The 18110-nt window shown below is 68.3% G+C and carries 16 protein-coding genes and 1 pseudogene; 11 read left to right on the top strand and 6 right to left on the bottom strand.

Annotated elements, in window-relative coordinates:
- The first annotated feature begins 280 nt into the window (after nt 1-280).
- Nucleotides 281-1231, top strand: coding sequence for a transglycosylase SLT domain-containing protein (locus tag E3O22_RS14290; RefSeq protein WP_134394523.1), 951 nt, complete (start codon nt 281-283; stop codon nt 1229-1231).
- 43 nt (nt 1232-1274) lie between these two features.
- Here E3O22_RS14290 and E3O22_RS16490 read toward each other — a convergent pair whose 3' ends face one another.
- Nucleotides 1275-1739 (bottom strand): hypothetical protein, encoded by a 465-nt coding sequence (locus tag E3O22_RS16490; RefSeq protein ID WP_241976666.1) that lies wholly within the window; start codon nt 1737-1739, stop codon nt 1275-1277.
- On the opposite strand from E3O22_RS16490, the pseudogene E3O22_RS16585 reads away from it, so the two are divergent.
- Nucleotides 1719-1916: pseudogene (locus E3O22_RS16585) on the top strand (HNH endonuclease); the annotation flags it as partial. The gene E3O22_RS16490 and the pseudogene E3O22_RS16585 overlap by 21 nt on opposite strands.
- Before the next feature lie 220 nt (nt 1917-2136).
- The gene (locus E3O22_RS14280; RefSeq protein WP_134394522.1) at nt 2137-2601 is read left to right on the top strand and encodes an isoprenylcysteine carboxylmethyltransferase family protein; all 465 of its coding nucleotides are present in this window, start codon (nt 2137-2139) and stop codon (nt 2599-2601) included.
- A gap of 129 nt (nt 2602-2730) precedes the next feature.
- Here E3O22_RS14280 and E3O22_RS14275 read toward each other — a convergent pair whose 3' ends face one another.
- Nucleotides 2731-3036 carry a hypothetical protein gene (locus tag E3O22_RS14275; RefSeq protein ID WP_104101449.1) on the bottom strand — a complete coding sequence of 102 codons (306 nt, stop codon included), beginning with the start codon at nt 3034-3036 and terminating at the stop codon, nt 2731-2733.
- Between the two features lie 115 nt (nt 3037-3151).
- Here E3O22_RS14275 and E3O22_RS14270 point away from each other — a divergent pair, with 115 nt between their 5' ends.
- The 4 genes from E3O22_RS14270 to E3O22_RS14255 all read left to right on the top strand — a co-directional run bounded on the left by E3O22_RS14270 (nt 3152) and on the right by E3O22_RS14255 (nt 9355).
- Nucleotides 3152-4654, top strand: a complete 1503-nt coding sequence (locus tag E3O22_RS14270) for a DUF3375 domain-containing protein (protein ID WP_134394521.1) — start codon at nt 3152-3154, stop codon at nt 4652-4654.
- On the top strand, nt 4647-5348 hold the full coding sequence (locus E3O22_RS14265; protein WP_134394520.1) for a DUF4194 domain-containing protein: 702 nt from the start codon (nt 4647-4649) through the stop codon (nt 5346-5348). Before E3O22_RS14270 ends, E3O22_RS14265 begins: the two co-directional genes overlap by 8 nt.
- Nucleotides 5345-8725 (top strand): ATP-binding protein, encoded by a 3381-nt coding sequence (locus E3O22_RS14260; RefSeq protein ID WP_134394519.1) that lies wholly within the window; start codon nt 5345-5347, stop codon nt 8723-8725. Before E3O22_RS14265 ends, E3O22_RS14260 begins: the two co-directional genes overlap by 4 nt.
- A 72-nt stretch (nt 8726-8797) precedes the next feature.
- Nucleotides 8798-9355, top strand: a complete 558-nt coding sequence (locus E3O22_RS14255) for a hypothetical protein (RefSeq protein WP_134394518.1) — start codon at nt 8798-8800, stop codon at nt 9353-9355.
- A 230-nt stretch (nt 9356-9585) separates the two neighbouring features.
- Here E3O22_RS14255 and E3O22_RS14250 read toward each other — a convergent pair whose 3' ends face one another.
- From E3O22_RS14250 to E3O22_RS14240, 3 genes are read right to left on the bottom strand one after another with little or no spacing between them, the layout of a single operon-like run.
- Complete coding sequence (locus E3O22_RS14250) at nt 9586-10026, bottom strand: DoxX family membrane protein (protein ID WP_134394517.1); 441 nt, start codon at nt 10024-10026, stop codon at nt 9586-9588.
- Nucleotides 10023-10331 carry a hypothetical protein gene (locus E3O22_RS14245; protein ID WP_134394516.1) on the bottom strand — a complete coding sequence of 103 codons (309 nt, stop codon included), beginning with the start codon at nt 10329-10331 and terminating at the stop codon, nt 10023-10025. The genes E3O22_RS14250 and E3O22_RS14245 overlap by 4 nt, the downstream gene beginning before the upstream one ends.
- On the bottom strand, nt 10328-11287 hold the full coding sequence (locus E3O22_RS14240; protein ID WP_174720126.1) for a 1-phosphofructokinase family hexose kinase: 960 nt from the start codon (nt 11285-11287) through the stop codon (nt 10328-10330). Before E3O22_RS14240 ends, E3O22_RS14245 begins: the two co-directional genes overlap by 4 nt.
- A gap of 96 nt (nt 11288-11383) precedes the next feature.
- On the opposite strand from E3O22_RS14240, the gene E3O22_RS14235 reads away from it, so the two are divergent.
- From E3O22_RS14235 to E3O22_RS14220, 4 genes are all read left to right on the top strand, one after another.
- Nucleotides 11384-11800 (top strand): VOC family protein, encoded by a 417-nt coding sequence (locus E3O22_RS14235; protein ID WP_134394515.1) that lies wholly within the window; start codon nt 11384-11386, stop codon nt 11798-11800.
- Between the two features lie 75 nt (nt 11801-11875).
- On the top strand, nt 11876-12607 hold the full coding sequence (locus tag E3O22_RS14230; RefSeq protein ID WP_134394514.1) for a glutamine amidotransferase: 732 nt from the start codon (nt 11876-11878) through the stop codon (nt 12605-12607).
- Nucleotides 12608-12672: 65 nt separating this feature from the next.
- The gene (malQ, locus tag E3O22_RS14225) at nt 12673-14820 is read left to right on the top strand and encodes a 4-alpha-glucanotransferase (RefSeq protein ID WP_134394513.1); all 2148 of its coding nucleotides are present in this window, start codon (nt 12673-12675) and stop codon (nt 14818-14820) included.
- Nucleotides 14821-14959: 139 nt separating this feature from the next.
- On the top strand, nt 14960-16663 hold the full coding sequence (locus E3O22_RS14220) for an AMP-binding protein (protein WP_134394512.1): 1704 nt from the start codon (nt 14960-14962) through the stop codon (nt 16661-16663).
- Between the two features lie 17 nt (nt 16664-16680).
- On the opposite strand, the gene E3O22_RS14215 is transcribed toward E3O22_RS14220, so the two are convergent.
- Entirely contained in the window at nt 16681-18108 is a 1428-nt protein-coding gene (locus E3O22_RS14215; protein ID WP_134394511.1) for a phosphotransferase, read from the bottom strand.
- Nucleotides 18109-18110 lie beyond the last annotated feature (2 nt).

Genomic DNA, 18110 nt, shown 5'->3' with positions numbered 1-18110 from the left:
ATTGCATCACGACCATCCGGATTTCGGCCCACCAGATCAACTCTTGAGCAATCCCGCCACCCCGCTTTGCCAGCACTCTGCCAGCTTAAAATGAGGATACGTCCAGAAATTCCGGGCAGTCTTGAAACTTCGCCCGGCCGGATCCCCGACCGTGGAACGTCAAAAAAGAATCGTGAGCGCAGCCGCGCGCGCGCTTCGCCCTGTGAAAGTTATGCCAAACTCAGACTCGTCTTCCCCTTCGTCCGACCTTTTCCCCAGTTCAAAACCTGAATCGGACGCCATGCCGATCCGTGCGGCAGCCGCAATCGGCACCGACATCGGATTCACCCGCCATCAGGAAACGCGTCGCCGGCGTGGACGAAGTCGCCTTTTCGTGGCCGGTGCCGTCATCGCCGTCGGCGCCATCGTGGGCAGTGGATTCTCCGCCCAGTCTGCGTCGCAGGCTGCCGAGGCCGAGCAAAAGAAACGCATCATTGCCACCGCAGCTCTGGCAGCCGCCACCGGCCCTCATCCCGAGCAAGCAGGCAGTCTCGAGGGAGTCGTCCCGGCCCACGCCTCCGCGAGCGCCCGCACCACCCTTGCCGGTGCCACCGGCGTGATCGCGGCGGCCCAGGGCAAGACGGATGTCTCGGCCCTCTCGAGCACCGTCGCCTCGCTCAGCGAGTACACGCTTCTGGCCCCCGAACGAGTTTTCGATCTTGTGGAGACTGTCACTGCCCAAGCCGAGGTCGTGAAGGCCTCGACCGCTGAGGCCGATCGCCTCGCCGCGGAGCAGGCTGCGGCTGCCACAGCGGCTGCCGCAGCTGCTCAGGCTGCCGCGGATGCCCAGGCGCAGGCTGCTGCCCAGGCGGCGGCTCCGAAGCCGGCAGCACCGAAGCCGGTCGCTCCTGCCCCGGCACCGCCCCGCCCCGCCGCCCCCACGAACCCCAGCGGAGCCCAGGCGATCGCCCGGGACATGATGGCGTCCAAGTACGGCTGGGGCGCCGACCAGCTCGGATGCCTGGTCAGCCTCTGGAACAAGGAGTCCGGCTGGAACGTCAACGCCTACAACGCCTCGAGCGGTGCCACCGGCATCCCGCAGGCCCTGCCCGGCAGCAAGATGGCCTCGGCCGGCGCCGACTGGGCGACCAACCCGGCCACCCAGATCTCCTGGGGTCTGAACTACATCGCGGAGCGCTACGGCGACCCCTGTGGAGCGTGGAACAAGTCGGTGGCCTCGGGCTGGTATTGATGGTCAACATCTTCGAAAAGTCGCGCACATTTGCGGCGCGCTACTAGAACTGAGATTTCATCAGTGCTGAAATTGGGGTATGGAAAACCTGGCCGATCTCAGCGACATCGAGGACTTCGACCGTCAGAACTTCGACATCAAGGAGCTTGACGACGGTGGCGCGCTCGGCGTCGTGACGGCCGAGACGTCCGGCGACGCGGCGTCCCTCGCTCGCAGAATGAGCGTCCTGGCCCAGCTCAGAGCGGATGCCTTCGCGGCACTGGTAGTCGACGGCGTCACCCCCGCGGGGCTCGGCCGGGGCATTCGCGCCACCGTGAACGTGCCGGTGCCGGTGCCGGTGCCGGTGCCGGTGCTCACCCTCCTCGGCCGCGGCGACGAGCCGGGTCACCTTGAGGGGTGCGGGCCGATCGATCCCGAGACGGCCCGGGAACTGGCGGCCGGAGCGCCGAGCTTTGCCCGCATTCTCGTCCATCCCGAGACCGGCGTGATGCTGTCGGTTGGCCGACATCAGTACCGGGTACCGAAGGACCTCCGACGGCTCCTTGTTATTCGAGACGAAACCTGCCGATTCGCCGGCTGCAACCGACCGGCGGTCCGCGCCGAGATGGACCACAGCCACGAATGGCGAGAAGACGGCATCACTCGGTACGACAACCTCGCCAGCCTCTGTGCGCCCGACCACCGGTTGAAGACCCAAACCAACTGGACGGTGACCCAGTCGCCGGGCGGCGAGCTCCACTGGACTGCGCCCAGCGGTCTCCACTACAGGTCCGATCCGGCAATATCCTTCGAGCCTCCGGGCGCCGTCGACGACCCACCGCCCTTCTCGGGCCGGCGTTCAGGGTCACAATGTCTGCGGAAGCTCCCTCTCGTGCTCACGCGAGCCCAGGGCGTAGCCTTAAGCCATGAAGCGCGCGCTCGCAATTGCCCTGGTGTCGGCCCAGTTCCTGCTGCTCCTGGCGCTGGCCCTCATTCCCCACGGCACACTGTGGCCGGCGAACCTCGCCGTTGTCGTCGCCGCGATCGTGCTCGCTGTCGTAGGCGCGGTCTTCGCCGTGCTCGGCGTGCTCGGCCTCGGACCGGCCCTCACCGCGAGTCCGATTCCGCGGGAGCACGCGCCGCTGGTCACCACCGGTGTATACGGTCTCGTGCGCAGCCCCATCTACACCGGTCTGATGGTCGGCGGCCTGGGGCTCGTGCTGCTCGGCGCATCGGTCTGGCATCTCGTAGCCTGGCTCGCCCTCGTGCTGTTGCTGGCGGGCAAGGCGCGCTGGGAAGAGCGGATGCTCGTGGCCGAGCAACCGGACTACGCCGCTTACGGCGCCCGCGCCGGCCGCTTCCTCCCCGGGGTGGGCCGGCTGAAGCCGTGACGTGGTGAACCAATCGACGGAGATTTTGGAGCACAGTGCTTTTCGGCCGGGTTTTGGGACATTTCGGCCAGATTCACCGTCGAATTCGTTCAGGACGCGGAGCGGAACACGACGGCTAGAACATGACGGCTAGACGAAGACCAGAACCAGCCGCACGACGACAGCCAGAATCGCGACTCCCGACAGAGCCAGCGACGCGAGCACCAGCCCTCGCCCTCGGGCGCCGGCCGGGATTACACTGAAAGCCCGCAGTGAAAGGGAAAGCCCGATCAGGGCAACGAACAGCGCGGGAAACGGCAGCAGCACCGCGAGGACGACGCTGACGACCGACACCCAGAAACCCGGCACCCGGCCGGGCGTCTTCGACCAGTCCAGGTGCGGCGCACCGAGATTGAGCAGGTTGTTGCCCTCCATGTTCGCGCGCGGGTCGGTCACGTGTCGCTCCTTCAGCTTGTCCTGCCAGTCTCACACGCGCCACGAGCGCCTGCCCGCGTGCCGGCCCGCACGCGGGGACCGTTACCCTTGAGGAGGCCCGGGAAGGAACTTCGATATGAGCGAGCTTGCGGGTGAACTGGCGCGGGTGCGCGAAGCCTTCGACAAACCCACCCTGCGCCTGCTGGACCGCAAGTGGGCGCCGTTCGTGCTCGTCGTGTTCAAGTCCTCCTTCAGCCGCGACCGGCGCAGCGTGCGGGCCGATCTGCTGCACACTCAGGTCGACGCCTACCTTGCCGACCTGCGCTCGGTCGGCAGCGATGTGCCGGGCAAGACCGGTCGGGCCCTCTGCGTGCAGTGGATGAACGACCAGTGGCTTTTCCGCGAAACGGGGGAGGGCGACGAAGAACACTACTCGCTCACCTCGCACGCCCTCGAGGCGCTGCTCCTGGTCGAGAGCCTGTCCCGCGATCGGGCTTTGATCAGCGAATCCCGTCTCACCACGATCGTCGATACGGTGCGTCACCGCGCCACGCAGGCCAACCCTGATCGGGAGGAGCGCATCCGTCGCCTCGACCGGGCGATCGCCGAGAACGCCGCCGAGCGTGACCGCCTCGCAGCCGGCGGCGAGATCGCGCCCGTCTCGAACGAGCAGATGCGCGAGGGCTACGCCGACCTGGTCGACCTGATCGGCCAGCTGCCCAGCGATTTTAAACGCGTCGAGGAATCCGTCGCCGCCATGCACCGGCAGATCGTCAACGATTTCCGCGGCGAGGAACGCCCGATCAGCGAGGTACTCGACGAGTACCTCGTGAAAACGGATGCCCTGATGACCTCGACCCCGGAAGGTCGCGCCTTCGAGGGGGCCTTCACCCTGCTGCGCGACGACGACCTGCTGCGGGAGCTGGGGGACGACCTGGAGACGATCCTGCTGCATCCGTTCGCCCTCGAACTCAGCGCCACCGACCGCCGCAGCTTCATGGGCACCGTGCGCCTGATCCGCAAGGGCATCGATGATGTGCTCACCCAACGCAACGGGTTGACGACCACCCTGCGCGAGCACATCGTCAACCACGACGTGGTCAAGGACCGCGAACTCGAGCGCCTGCTGCGCGAGATCAACAAGGAACTCGCGACCTGGATGCAGACCGCCGGGCCCCGCAGCACGGTCACCGCCGAACTCATGCCGGGAACCCTCGACGCCCCGCACCTCCGCGAACGCTTCTACGACCCGGGCGCCCACCGCGCGCCGCCCGAGCTGCAGGATGTCTCCGACGACGCCCCACCGCCACCGAGTCTCGACGAGATGCGCACGCAGGGCGGCCCGCTGCTGGGGGAGCTGCGCGACGCGATCGTGACGGCCTTCAACCACGGCGACGCCGCATCCGTCGGTGACGCCTTCAACGACCTCGACGTCACCCTGCGCCGCCCGGTCGAGATCCTGGGGATGCTGCAGATCGCCACCCAGATCGATGCGGTCAGCCGGTCCCAGACGCTCGAACGCTTCGAAACCGTGCGACCCGACGGCTCCACCCGCAGCTTCGAGGTGCCCCGAATCATGCTCAGCGACGACGAAACTGCGGCGCTGTCCGCCCTGAACTACGGATCCGACAATGACTGACGAGCCCACCGCCGAGCACACCGACATCGATTCGCCCAGCTTGTCCCTCTTCGAGGGCGACGAGGGCGGGCTCACCGTGGAGCAGCGTCGCACCCTGGTGCTGCTGCTGAAGCACCGTTACATCTCCGCCGCGCTGCAGCCGGCCGAATGGCAGACACTGCTGCGCTCCCAGAGCCTGCTCAAATCGCGACTGAACGACATGTTCCTCGATCTGCATGTCGACCTGCACTACGAGGTGGCATTCAAACGGCAGGCGGTCGCCGAGGGCGGAGACCGATTCCCGACCCTGCTGCACGACGTGTCCTACACGCGGGAGGAGACCATTCTGCTCGTGCTGCTGCGGCAGCGATTCCGCAGCGAGCGTGCCAACGGCCATGACATCGTCATCGTGGACCGCGACAACCTGGTGGAGAACGTCGGTCATTTCCGGCCCGAACACGCCACCGACCGCTGGGGCGACGCCCGAAAGGCCACGGCCGCCGTCGACAGCCTCGCGAAGGCGCGGGTGCTGCTGAAGACCAGCGACCCCGACCGATTCCGCATCTCCGCCGTGATCGAGGTGCTGCTGCCGGTGGAACGACTGAGCGAACTGCTGGAGTGGCTGGTCACCCAGAACTCCGATTCCGGCTCGGAAGCCACCGATCTCGACGATCTGCGTCTCCTGTCCGAAGCCCTGCCGGAGGCCCTGTCATGAACGATTCCCCGCTCTTTTATGTCGATGGCCTCACCGAGGGCACCACGCAGTGGCGCGCCGAGTCGTTCCAGATGGTGAACTGGGGTGGCTTTCAGGGCCACCACGAGGTTGCTTTCGCGCCCAGCGCCACCCTGGTGTCCGGGGCGTCCGGAACCGGCAAGAGCAGCCTGCTCGACGCCTACCTCGCCCTGATGATGCCGTCGGACACCCCCTTCAACGGCGCCTCCAACGACGCCGGTTCCGGGCGGGCGCGCAGCGCCGACCAGCGCAGCCTGATGACCTACCTCAAGGGCAAGACCGACGCCAACCGGGAGGCCGGCACGGGCGAGCTGCAGGACCAGGTGCTCCGCGGTGCCCACGAGTCCACCTGGGGTGCCGTGTCGATGACCTTCATCGATGACAACCAGCGCCGTTTCACCGTGTTGCGGGCCTACTTCGTGCCCCGCGGCAGCACCCGGTTCGGCGACATCACCATGAAGATGGCCACGATCGACGGATACCTCGACCTGCGCGACCTGGCCGAGGTGACCGAGTCCCGGTTCGACAAGCGCGCTCTCAAATCCCGGTTCCCCGAACTGGATGTCTTCGACACCTATGCGGCGTTCGCCCAGACCCTGTACACCCGCCTGGGCATCGGCGCCAACGGTGAGGGCGGCAAGGCGCTCCGGCTGCTCGCACGCATCCAGGCCGGCCAGCAGGTGAAGACGGTCGACGGGCTCTACAAGTCGATGGTGCTGGAGGAACCGTCCACCTACGCGGCCGCCGACAAGGCCGTCGCCCACTTCGAAGACCTCGAACGGTCCTACGGCGCCATGGTCGCCGAGGCGCAGAAGGCCAAGGTGCTGGAACGCCTGCCCGACCTGCATCGCGTCTACGAGACGGCGACCGATAAGGCCGACCTGATCGACACCTTTGGCGTGCACCGCTCCGGCGACACCCCATTCGTGCTGTGGCAACTCCGCACGGAGCAGAGCCTGCTCGAGGAAGCAGCCGACGTCAACCGGGTGCAGCGGCGCGACACCCAGCTGCGCTCCACGACGGCCCGGGATGCCGAGACCGCGTTGAAAGCGCGCGTCGCCGACCTGCAGCGCCAGCAGCGTGACAACGGTGGCGACGTGCTCGTCAGCCTGCAGAACGAGCTTGGCCAGCTCACCGACAAACGCGACGACGTGGCCGCCGAGCGCTCCAAGTTCGACGAGCGCATCCGGCCTCTCGGCCTCTCCATCGACTCCGGCGACGACTTCGATCGGGCCCGCGCCGCGGCCGACGGGTTCCTGTCCGGCTTTCCCACTGCCGAGACCGACCTCGAGAACACGAGAAGCGCGCTGCAACGCACGGCCTACCCGGTCGAGGAGAACCTCCGCACCCTGGGGCAGGAGCACCAGTTCCTGTCCGGGCGGGCGAGCCTGGTTCCCCAGCACCTGCACAGCGCACGCCTGCTGATCGCCGAGGCGTCGGGCATCCCCGCCGAGGAGCTGCCCTTCCTCGCCGAACTGATCGATCTGGCCCCCGGCGAGGACGCCTGGCGCCAGGCGGCCGAGGTCACCTTGGCATCCGTCGTGCGCGTCCTGCTCGTCGACGAGACTCGTCTGCGCGCGCTGAGCCTGGCCATCGACCCGCTCCGCATCCCCGTGCGCATCCACTTCGACGGGGTGCCGCTGCGCTCGCACGAGCAGATCGACGGTGACCCGCGCTTCGTGTCGGGAAAGCTCGTCTTCAAGGACTCGCCCTTCAGCGGTTGGGTGCGGGACCGGGTACAGGCCGCGAATCTCGACGCGGAGTGCGTCGCCACGGCCGCCGACCTCGTCGGGGACGGCCCGAGGGTCACCCCGAGTGGGCAGACCCGCAACGGTTCCCGCTGCGCCCATGGCTGGAACAGCGACCAGAAGTCGATCATCGGCTTCTCCAGTCGCACCCGCCTGCACGACATCGACGAGGAGCTGGCCCGCCTGCGGCTGGAGGCCGACAGCCTCGCGCGTGAAGCCTCCGCGCATGGTGCGAGCCTCGCCAACCTCCGGGCCCGCAGGGCCGCACACCAGTTCGTCGTCGACGCGGCCTGGCCGGCCATCGACGTGCAAGCCGCGGATGTCCGCATCGCTGAGAAGCGAGCCGAGCGCGAGCGCGTGCTCGCCGACAGTGACGTGCTGCGCGCCCTGAAAGATGAGGAAGAGCGGCTGGCCGCCGAACTGGAAACAGCCCAGAAGCTGAAGCACGCCACGGAGGTTGCCCTGCAGTCCCTCGTCGCCGAGCAGGGCCGCATCGTGGACCGGCAGGATGCGGTGAGCAGCCGCCTCGACCGCATCGATGGTGATCCGGAGACCGCGCTGTCACTTTCGGAGGAGCACACCACCCACCTCGACGCCCAGTTCGCGGCTGTCGCCGACCAGCATGACCTCGACGCGTTCGACGGGGCCATCAGGCGGCTGCGCGAGCGCCTCACCGAGCAGTCCAGCCAGGACCGGGACAGCGCCGCGGGCGCCCGCAACACTCTGGTCGGCATCTTCGAGACCTTTCAGAGCCGCTGGCCCGACCCGAACATCGGCGTCTCGCTGGATTCCTACCCGAGCTACCGGGACATCCTTGATGCCGTCTACACACTCGGCCTGCACGAGCGGCGTCAGGAGTGGAAGCGCCGCCTCGCGCTCTGGAGCGGCCAGGACCTGGTTCCCCTGGTCGGGGCATTCACCTCCTCCATCGAGGAAATCGAAGATCGCCTCCGTCCTATCAATGAGATCCTCACCACGCTGCCGTTCGGAGCCGGGCGCGACCGCCTCAAGATCGCGTTGCGTCGCCTCCACCGCGACGACGCCACCGCGTTTCGCACGGAACTCAAGGTGCTGTCCTCCGGATCCACGGACGCCTTCACCGACGAGCAGACCGAAAGCCGGTTCACCCGGTTGCAGGCGTTCATGAACCTGATCCGTAAGTCCGCCGACGGTCCGCGCCAGGAATCCCAGCGCGATCTGCTGCTCGACGTGCGCCGGCACGTGGAGATCACCGCCGTGCGCACCACCCCGGAGGGCGTGGAAGTCAGCACCTACTCGTCGCTCGGCGGCAAGAGCGGTGGCGAGTCCCAGGAACTGGTGGCGTTCGTCGTGGGAGCCGCCCTGCGGTTCCAGCTCGGCGACGAGAGTCGCACCCGCCCGCGCTTCGCGCCGGTCTTCCTCGATGAGGGTTTCGTGAAATCGGACTCCGAGTTCGCCGGCCGTGCCGTGTCGGCGTGGAAGGGGCTTGGCTTTCAGCTCATCATCGGTTCCCCGCTCGACAAGGTCACCGCGCTTGAGCCGCACATGGAGCTGGTGCTCTCGATGACCAAGAACAACAGCACCGGGTTCTCCTACATCACGCCGCTCTCGTCGCCGGTGCGTTCGGGTTAAGCTTCGCGCAGGGCCCAACCGCGACAGGGGAAGCCCTGGTTTCGGCGGGCCCGCACAGTAAGATTTTGTAGCGTGGCCGCAATTAAGGTGATCGTCGACGAGGGGCTCAAGATCGCGCTTTCCGCCGTCCGGATGGCGGTGAAGAACGACATCATCGTGGGCGCTCTCGGTGATCACGCCGACTACGATCCGGAACGCTACGCGGCGACCGCCCGTCACGAGCTGCACCTGCTCACCCGGCAGAACGAGCAGTACGCCCGCCGGGTCAAGGACCAGCGCAAAGAACTGACCAGGTCACGGTGGACCTCCGATCTCACGGAAGACCAGCATCACGACATCATTCAGCTCAAACTGCGCCGCCGCGTGCACGAGAAGCTCGCCGAGGCCCTCGAGGCCGTGGCCGCCGACGACGACAAGGTCGCGCGTCTCGTGCGGCGGGCTCAGCGGGCCGCCAGCGACGAGGTCAGTGACGCGGTGTCATCACGCCTGATCAGGCTGAACATAGACTGGCATGACCCCGATTACGAGGCCCGGCGGGAGGCCCGCACCGAGGTGTTCCTGCACATCGACCTCGCCCTTTTGAAGCTCAAGCATGACGCCGCGACCGACCTGTCCGCCAGCGACTACTGACTCCGGACTCAGCTGCGGGAGAAGAACCGAGCGAAGAAGCCGGGGGTCGGGGCGTCTTTCTCGTGTCCGCGGCACCGCTGTGCCCCCGGAACGCCTCGCATCACCTGGTCGACGTGCTGGCCGCACCCGGCCCAGGTCGTTTTTCCACACTTCTTACACGTAACTTGACGGCACATCCGTTGAACCCTTTCGTTGAACTCGTCCGCCCAACATACCCCATGGGGTATCAGTTACGCTGCACGGCGTGCCCGCCAGGCGCGCCACGCACCGGTCGACCACAGCGCCCACGCCACGAGCACCGGCTGGAAGAGCAGGCGGATGCCGCGGGACAGGTCCGAATCCAGGCCGAACGAATCGGTGGCCGTGACGAACTGGGAGATGTTGCCGGGGAAGATTGCCAGGAAGAACAGGGCCACGACCCAGCCCACCTGCACCGTGCGCCTGGCCAGCAGCAGCAGTGACAGGCCCAGAGCGATCTCGACCAGGCCCGACGCAACCACGACGAAATCACCCTCGAGCGGCAACCAGGTGGGCACCTGGGCGAGGAACGCCTCACGGTTCCACGCGAGGTGGCTGATTCCGGCGACGAGCAGGAACGCCCCCAGAGCCAATCGGCCGATCAAGCGGGGGATCGAGGTGCGGAGGGTGCCGGTGGCAACGTCAGCGGTCATGAATCGACTTTAGCCGCGATCTCGGCGTCCGTTCGGGCGTTGAAGATGCCCCACATGATGTGCGTCGGGCCGCTGCCGTCCCTGCCGGGCGCCGCCGCGCGGCTGATCCACCGCTCGGCGGCCGCGGTGGCGCCGAGCGCGGTCAGAGACGGCGCGATCCGGGACTTGCGAATCTTGCCGGCCATCACGCCGCCGTCCGGCGCAAGCCTCCAGCCGCGGCTGGAGGCGAGCACCTGCCCCACCTCTTCGTCGGTGAGCCACCGGGAAAAGCTGCGGCTGGGTGGATCAATGTCGGTGAGCTTCACGCGAGTGCCACCAGTTCGGCCTCCAGGCGTTCCACATCGACCCGGTGGCAGAGTTCCGTGGCCGGTGTCATCGCGGTGGCGGTGCCGGCGGCGACGGCGGCCCGGAACGCCCGGTCCACCGGGAACCCCTGCGCGATCCGCAGCACGAACGCACCGAGAAAGCTGTCGCCGGCCCCGACGGTGCTCTGCACCGTGACCTGCGGCACCCCCAGACGGATGATCCCGCTCGCCGAGGCGAGCACGGCTCCCGCTCCGCCGAGCGTCAGCGCGACGACTTCCGCGGACCCGCGGGCGACGAGCTCGGCGGCCGCGTCGATCTTGCTCTGTTCGGTGTCGAGGGTTGCGCCGACAAGCTCTCCCAGCTCACGCCCGCTCGGTTTGACCAGGTAGACCCCCTCGTCGAGCGCGGCCGCGAGCGCGGGACCGGACGTGTCCACGATGCAGCGGGCGTCGCGCCCGTGCGCCAGACGGGTGACCCGGGCGTAGAAATCGTCCGGGACTCCCGGCGGCAGGCTGCCGCTGGCGACCACATAGCCGCCGACCGGAATCGACTCTCCGACGACCGCGAGACAGGCCCGCCACTCGGTTTCACTGAGCTCGGGGCCTTCCAGCACGAAGCGGAACTGCTTGCCGGTGCCCGTCTCGTCGACGGTGAAGCTCTCGCGGGTGCTGCCGTGGATCGGCACCGCCAGGGTCGGGATGAGTTCGGCTTCGATCAGCCGGCGGAAGGCCTCCCCGGTGGGGCCGCCCGCGGTGTACACGGCCAGGGCCTGCCCGCCGAGACGTTGCACTACCCGAGCCACGTTCACACCGCCGCCACCCGGGTCGAGGCGGGACCGGCCACAGCGCATCTTGTGTTCGCTGACCACGTGCTCGGTTGACGTGCTCACGTCGAGAGCAGGGTTGATGGTGAGGGTGAGAATCGGCCGCAGCAGGGCGGCCCTGGGGGAGTCCATGGTCCCAGCGTAGAAGACTTCCCCGCACGCCTCGTGCTGGCGCGGGGTCGGGCCGATAATCGGAGCATTCGCCCCATGACAGAAGGAGGCTCCACCATGACGACCCAACTCAATCCCTACCTGGGGTTCCGGGATACGACCCGGGAAGCGATGGAGTTCTACCGGACGGTGTTCGGCGGCGAGCTGACGCTGAGCACGTTCGCCGAGTTCGAGGCGAGCGACGACACGGCTGAGCAGGACAAGATCATGCACGCCATGCTGACCACCGACGACGGCCTGGTGCTGATGGCTTCCGACACCCCGAACCGGCTGGAGCACCGTCCGGGCACCAACTATTCCGTGTCGCTCAGCGGCGACGACGAACCGGTGCTGCGCGGCTACTGGGACAAGCTCGCGGCCGGGGGCACCGTCGTCATGCCGCTCGAGCCGTCGCCGTGGGGCGACAGCTTCGGCATGTGCGTCGATAAATTCGGCGTGAGCTGGATGGTCAACATCGCCGGCGCACCCGCATAGGTCGGTGGTGGGGTTCGCATTCGACACCGCGCAGATGCAGCAGCGTCTGCCGAGGCCCACCACTACGATGATGCTGTGAAGCCCTTCCTGCTGCTCGCCACCCGTTCTGAGGACGAAGCCGCCGATGACGAGTACGCCGGATTCCTCGCGGCCGGCGATCTGGAACCCGACCAGCTCCACCGGGTGCGGCTCGAGGCTGCGCCGATGCCACCGATCGACCTGAACGGATACTCGGGCATCATCGTGGGCGGCAGCCCCTTCAACGCGAGCGATCCCGCCGAGGTCAAGTCGTCCGTGCAACGCCGCGTCGAGGTCGAGTTAGCCGCCCTCCTCGACCAGGTGCTGGCCCGGGACTTCCCCTTCCTCGGTGCCTGCTACGGCGTCGGACTGCTCACCAGTCATCTGAGTGGCAGGCTCGACCGCACCTGGTCCGAGGAGGCCGGGCCGACCTGGATCTCCCTCACCGAGGCCGGCGCAGCCGACCAGCTGTTCGCCGCGCTCGCGCCCACCTTTCAAGCTTTCGTCGGGCACAAAGAGGCCTGTTCAGAGCTGCCGCCCGGCGCCGTCTTGCTGGCGACCGGGCAGAACTGTCCCGTGCAGGCGTTCCGGGTCGGCAACAACGTCTACGCGACGCAATTCCATCCGGAACTGACCAACGCCGGCATCCTGACCCGCATCCGCATCTACCGCGAGTACGGCTACTTCGATCCCGACGCCCTGGACGACGTCATCGCGGCGATCGACGCATCCATCGTCACCGAGCCGGCCAACCTGATGAAGGCCTTTGTCCTGCGCTTCGGCAGGTAGGGCCGGCGGGGTCCGGCACGGGTCCGGCGCGGGTCCGGGACCGGTCCCGGATCTAGAGTGGTCCCATGGAACTCGAACCAACCGACCGTTCTGCGGCGGCGCTGCTGGAACTGGCACGATCACTCGGGGTTGACACCTCTTTCACCGGCTGGGACGGTGCTTCACGGGCGGTCGACGTCGGCACCCTGCGTAAGGTCCTGAGTGCCCTCGGCGTTCCCGCCGGCACGCCTGCCGAGGTTGATGCGGCGCTGACCGAGCAGAGCCTCGCGCCCTGGCGCCGGCTCCTGCCTCCCGTCGTGGTGCTCCGCGAGGGCGGCGAGGACGAGGTGCCCGTGCACACCGGCGCCGGTTCGACGGCCCTCGTCTGGATCGTCGCCGAGGACGGCACCCGGCACGAGGTGTTGCAGACGGGGCTCTGGGAGAAACCCCGCACCGTCGACGGTCGGCCGATGAGCCGGGCGACGTTCCAGATCCCGGCCGGCCTGCCGCTGGGCTGGCACACCCTGCACGCAGAGAGCGGAGACCACACGGCGCGCTGCGGCCTCGTCGTGACCCCGCCCCGGCTCGAGACCACTCGAAACCTGGCCGGGCATCGCGACTGGGGTCTGATGGCCCAGCTCTACTCGGTGCGCTCCTCCCGGAGCTGGGGGATCGGCGACTTCGCCGACCTTGCCGACCTGGCCGCCATCTCCGGCTCCCAGTACGGAGCCGACTTCGTCCTGGTCAATCCGCTGCACGCGTCCGAGCCTGCCCCGCCGGTCGAGCCCTCCCCGTACCTGCCGTCGAGCAGGCGCTTTTTCCACCCGCTGTACATCCGGGTCGAGGACGTGCCCGAATACGGCTACCTCGCCCCGGCGGCACGAGCCGTTGTCGAGTCCCTCGCGGACCGGCAGCACTCGGCCAACCTGGAGGCGGACCACCTCGACCGCGACTGCGCCTACGCTGCCAAACTGACCGCGCTGGAAGCCGTGCACCAGGTGCGGCCGACCCCCTCCCGTGCCCACCGGTTCGAGGAATTCTGCGCCGAGCAGGGTCAGGGTCTGGTCGACTTCGCGCTCTGGTGCGCCCTGGCCGAGCTGTTCCCGACGGATGCGCCGGAATGGTCGATCGAGCCGCGCGGCCCCCGCGGTCCCTTCGCCGCCGAGCACCGGGAGCAGCTCGCGGACCGCATTGAATTCCACAGCTGGCTCCAGTGGCTCTGCGACCAGCAGTTGGAGACCGCTCAACGCGCGGCGACGGATGCCGGAATGACCATCGGCATCGTGCACGACCTCGCGGTCGGGGTACAGATCACCGGGTCCGACGCCTGGACCCTGCAGGGCGTTCTCGCCCCGGGCATGACCGTGGGAGCCCCGCCGGACATGTTCAACCAGCAGGGCCAGAACTGGTCGCAGCCGCCGTGGCACCCCGGCCGGCTGGCCGAGTCGGGCTACGTCGCCTACCGGGACATGCTCCGCAGCATCCTGCACCATGCCGGCGGCATCCGGGTGGACCACATTCTGGGTCTGTTCCGCCTGTGGTGGATCCCGGTCGGCGCCGGACCGGGAGAGGGCACCTACGTGCACTACGACCACGAGGCACTCATCGGTATCCTGGCCCTCGAGGCCCAGCGCGCCGGCGCGGTGGTGATCGGCGAAGACCTCGGCGTATTCGAGCCCTGGGTGCGTGAGTACCTCGCCGAACGCGGCATCTTCGGAACCTCGATCCTCTGGTTCGAACGAGACAACGGTGTGCCGCTGGCCCCCGAACGGTACCGCCAGGCCTGCCTGACCAGTGTGAACACCCACGATCTGCCTCCGACGGCCGGCTATCTCGCCGGCGACCACGTGGCCCTGCGCGAGTCGCTCGGTCTGCTCGGGCGATCGGTCGAGGAGGAGCGCACCGCGGACCTCGCCGAGCAGTCCGCCATGCTGGCCGCGCTTCGCGAACGCGACCTGCTGCCGCCCCTCGGCGCCGAGCCGGCCCCGACCGTGCAGGAGACGGTTGAGGCGCTCTACGCGTACACCGCACTGACGCCCTCGTCGCTCCTTGGCGTGGCTCTGGTGGATGCGGTCGGCGAGCGCCGGACCCAGAACCAGCCCGGGACCTCGAACGAGTACCCGAACTGGCGCATCCCGCTGGCCGGCCCCGACGGAAAGTCCGTGCTCATCGACGACCTGCCCGGCAACGCCCGCTTCGCCGCCCTGGTGGACGCGATCCGCGCCACTCCCTGAAGCGCTTCATCACGCCGAGGAAGATCTTCGCGCCGTTCGGCCCGAACGGCACCGAGCTGCGGAACCTCCGGGACCTGCCGGCCTCGCGGCCGGGGGTCGTATTCCGTTTCGGGCATTTGAACCGAGGAAAATGGGACGGATGACCACCCCCCAGAGCACCACCGCCTTTCGAGGCGCGCGCGACCACCTCCTGCAGTTGCGAGACGATCATGCGCGCGCCCAGGCCGAGTTCGAGTGGCCGGATGTGGGGGCGAACTTTAACTGGGCCGTCGACTGGTTCGACGTCATGGCCGCGGGCAACGACAGGACCGCCCTGTGGATCGTGGAGGAGGATGGCAGCGAACTGACGGTGACCTTCAGCGAGATGTCGGCGCGCTCCGACCAGGTGGCCACCTGGCTGGTCTCCCGGGGCGTCGGGCACGGCGACCACGTCATGCTGATGCTGGGCAACCAGGTCGAGCTCTGGGAGCTGATGCTCGCCATCATGAAAGTGGGCGCGGTCATCCTGCCCACGTCCACGGTGCTTGCGACCGGCGACCTGGCGGATCGGGTTCTGCGCGGCGGGGTGCAGCACGTCATCGCCAACGCCGGCGACGCCGCCAAGTTCGACGCGGTGCCCGGCGACTTCTCGCGCATCTGCGTCGGTGCGGCCACCCCCGGCTGGGCCGACTACGCGGATGCCGCGCTCGTCGCGGCCGAGAAGCCCGCCGTGGTCGTCTCGTCCGACGACCCGTCCCTGATCTACTTCACCTCGGGTACCACCAGCAAGCCGAAAATGGTGGTGCACACCCAGACGTCCTATCCCGTGGGGCACCTGACCACCATGTACTGGATCGGACTGCGCCCGGACGACGTGCACCTTGCCATCAGCTCGCCCGGCTGGGGCAAGCACGCCTGGAGCAGCTTCTTCGCCCCGTGGATCGCCGAGGCCACCGTCTTCGTCTACAACTACGCCCGGTTCGACCCGTTCGCCCTCGCCGACCAGCTGCACCGCGCGAAAGTGACCACCTTCTGCGCCCCGCCGACCGTGTGGCGCATGCTGATCCAATCCGACGTCGGCGCCAAGCCGGTAGGACTGCGCGAGATCCTCTCGGCCGGCGAGCCGCTCAACCCGGAGGTCATCCATCAGATCCAGCGTTCCTGGGGACTCACCATCCGGGATGGCTACGGCCAGACCGAGACCACGGCGATCGTGGGCAACGCCCCGGGTTCCGCTCTGCTGGCCGGTTCGATGGGGATGCCCCTACCGGGCGTCGCGATCACGCTGCTCGACCCCATCACCGGTGAGGAGAGCGACGAGGGCGAGATCTGCCTCGACCTGTCCCGCACCGCGGTCAACCTGATGGCCGGCTACCACGGGGATCCCGAACGCACGCGTGAGGCCGTGCGGGACGGCTACTTCCACACCGGTGATGTCGCCAGCCGCGACGCCGAAGGCTATATCACGTTCATTGGCCGCACCGACGACATCTTCAAGTCCTCCGACTACAAGGTCTCCCCGTTCGAGGTCGAGAGCGTGCTGCTGGTGCACCCGGCCGTGGCCGAGGCGGCCGTCGTGCCCGCGCCCGACGACACCCGGCTGAACATCGCCAAGGCCTACATCGCCCTGGCGGCGGGCTGGGAGTCCAACGGCGAAACGGCGCTCTCGGTGCTGCGCCACGCCCGCACCGGTCTGCCCCCGTACATGCGGGTGCGGCGGGTCGAGTTCTACGAGCTGCCCAAGACCAGTTCCGGCAAGATCCGCCGGGTGGAACTGCGCATGCGCGAGGATGCCGCGGCCGCCGAGAACACCCGGCTCCCCGGTGAGTGGCGCGACGACCAATTCCCCGAGCTCAAACGCTGACCGGCCGTTCCGGCCGCTCACGGTAATCCGGCGGAGACCCCCAGGACGAGGCCGCGGATGGCCGCGAGCGGGATCGGCAGCCAGGAGGGTCGGTTGCGGGTCTCGTAGACGGCCTCGTAGAGGGCCTTGTCCAGCTCGAACGCATCGAGCAGGGGTTCCTGACCGGCCAGGCTCTGGCCGGATTGCCGCGCGTAGCCGTCGAGGAAGGCCTGCCGGCATGCCGCGGCCCACTCTTCGGCCGACGCCGTCTGGTCGCCGGGCGATGACCGCTCCACCGTGCCGGCCACATAGGAGAAGGACCGCAGCATCCCGGCAATGTCCTTCAACGGCACATCCGGCTGAGTGCGATCGAGAAGAGGGCGCAGCGGTTCGCCCTCGAAATCCACCAGCACCCAGCCGCGGCCGGGGACCTCGAGGGCCTGACCGAGATGGAAATCGCCGTGGATGCGCTGCAGCCGGGGCCAGCACGCCCTCTCCGCCCGCTCGAAGATCGCCTCGACGGCCGTATCGTAGCCGGTCAGGGCGGGCACCTCGGCGGCGGCGCTGCGGTAGCGCTCGCGCATCCGGCCGAGTTCGGCGGCGATGACCGCGGGGGTGGCGTCGTGAGTGGGCATCACGGCGGCCAGGTCGGCGTGCACTGCTGCCGTCGCCACGCCCAGCGCCCGCGCCTGTTCGCTGAAGTCCTCCCCGGCCCCGGCAGAGACCAGGGCTGCCCGCCAGGCATCCGGGGCGCCCGGCAGGAACTCCTGGGCGAAGACGAGATGGCCCGTGAGGGTGACCCGCGGTTGCTCCGGGTCGGTCCACTGGCCGACCACGCAGCCCACCGGTTCCGGCACGAAGTGTGAGCCGGCCCGGGCCAGGGCCGACTGCACGGACACGTCCGGATTCTCGCCGGGATGCAGCATCCGGAACACCTTGCAGATGACGGGACGAGCCGGGCGCCCGGCGGCGTCGACGCAGTCCAGAATGATCGAGGTGTTCGACTGTTCTCCGCGCAGCACCCGGCCAGCGACAACTCGGGCCGGCCGTTCGGCGGGATCTGCGCTCGACAGGAGTTCGCCGCGAGCCCGCGCGCCGAGGTTTCCGGGCTCAGGTGAGGTGGCCTGGCGCAGGATGAAACCCAGCAGAGCGCGCCCGTAGGCCGGGTCGGCGGTGCCGTCGTAGACCGCGCTGCCGTCGGCGAGGGTGACGATGAGGCCCTGCCCGTCTGCGGGCAGGGGAGTGGTCCGCTGGGTCAGGGGCAACTGGTAGAGGGTGCGGGTCGGGGCTGCGGCATCAAAGACGAGCTCAGTGCGGATGTCCACCTCTGCTTCCTCGCTCGGAAGCACCCAGCGTCCGATGCTGACCAGTCTCGGCACACGGCCCTTGTCGGCGAACCATCGCTGCGTCGCCACCCAGTGGTTGAGGTAATCCGGGAGTGGGATTGCGCGACCGTCGACAGTCATGG

The sequence above is a fragment of the Cryobacterium sp. TMT2-18-2 genome, assembly GCF_004402245.1.
Taxonomy (GTDB): Bacteria; Actinomycetota; Actinomycetes; order Actinomycetales; family Microbacteriaceae; genus Cryobacterium; species Cryobacterium sandaracinum.
The sequence above is the reverse complement of the archived record's forward strand: the minus strand, read 5'-3'. Positions and strand labels throughout refer to the sequence as shown.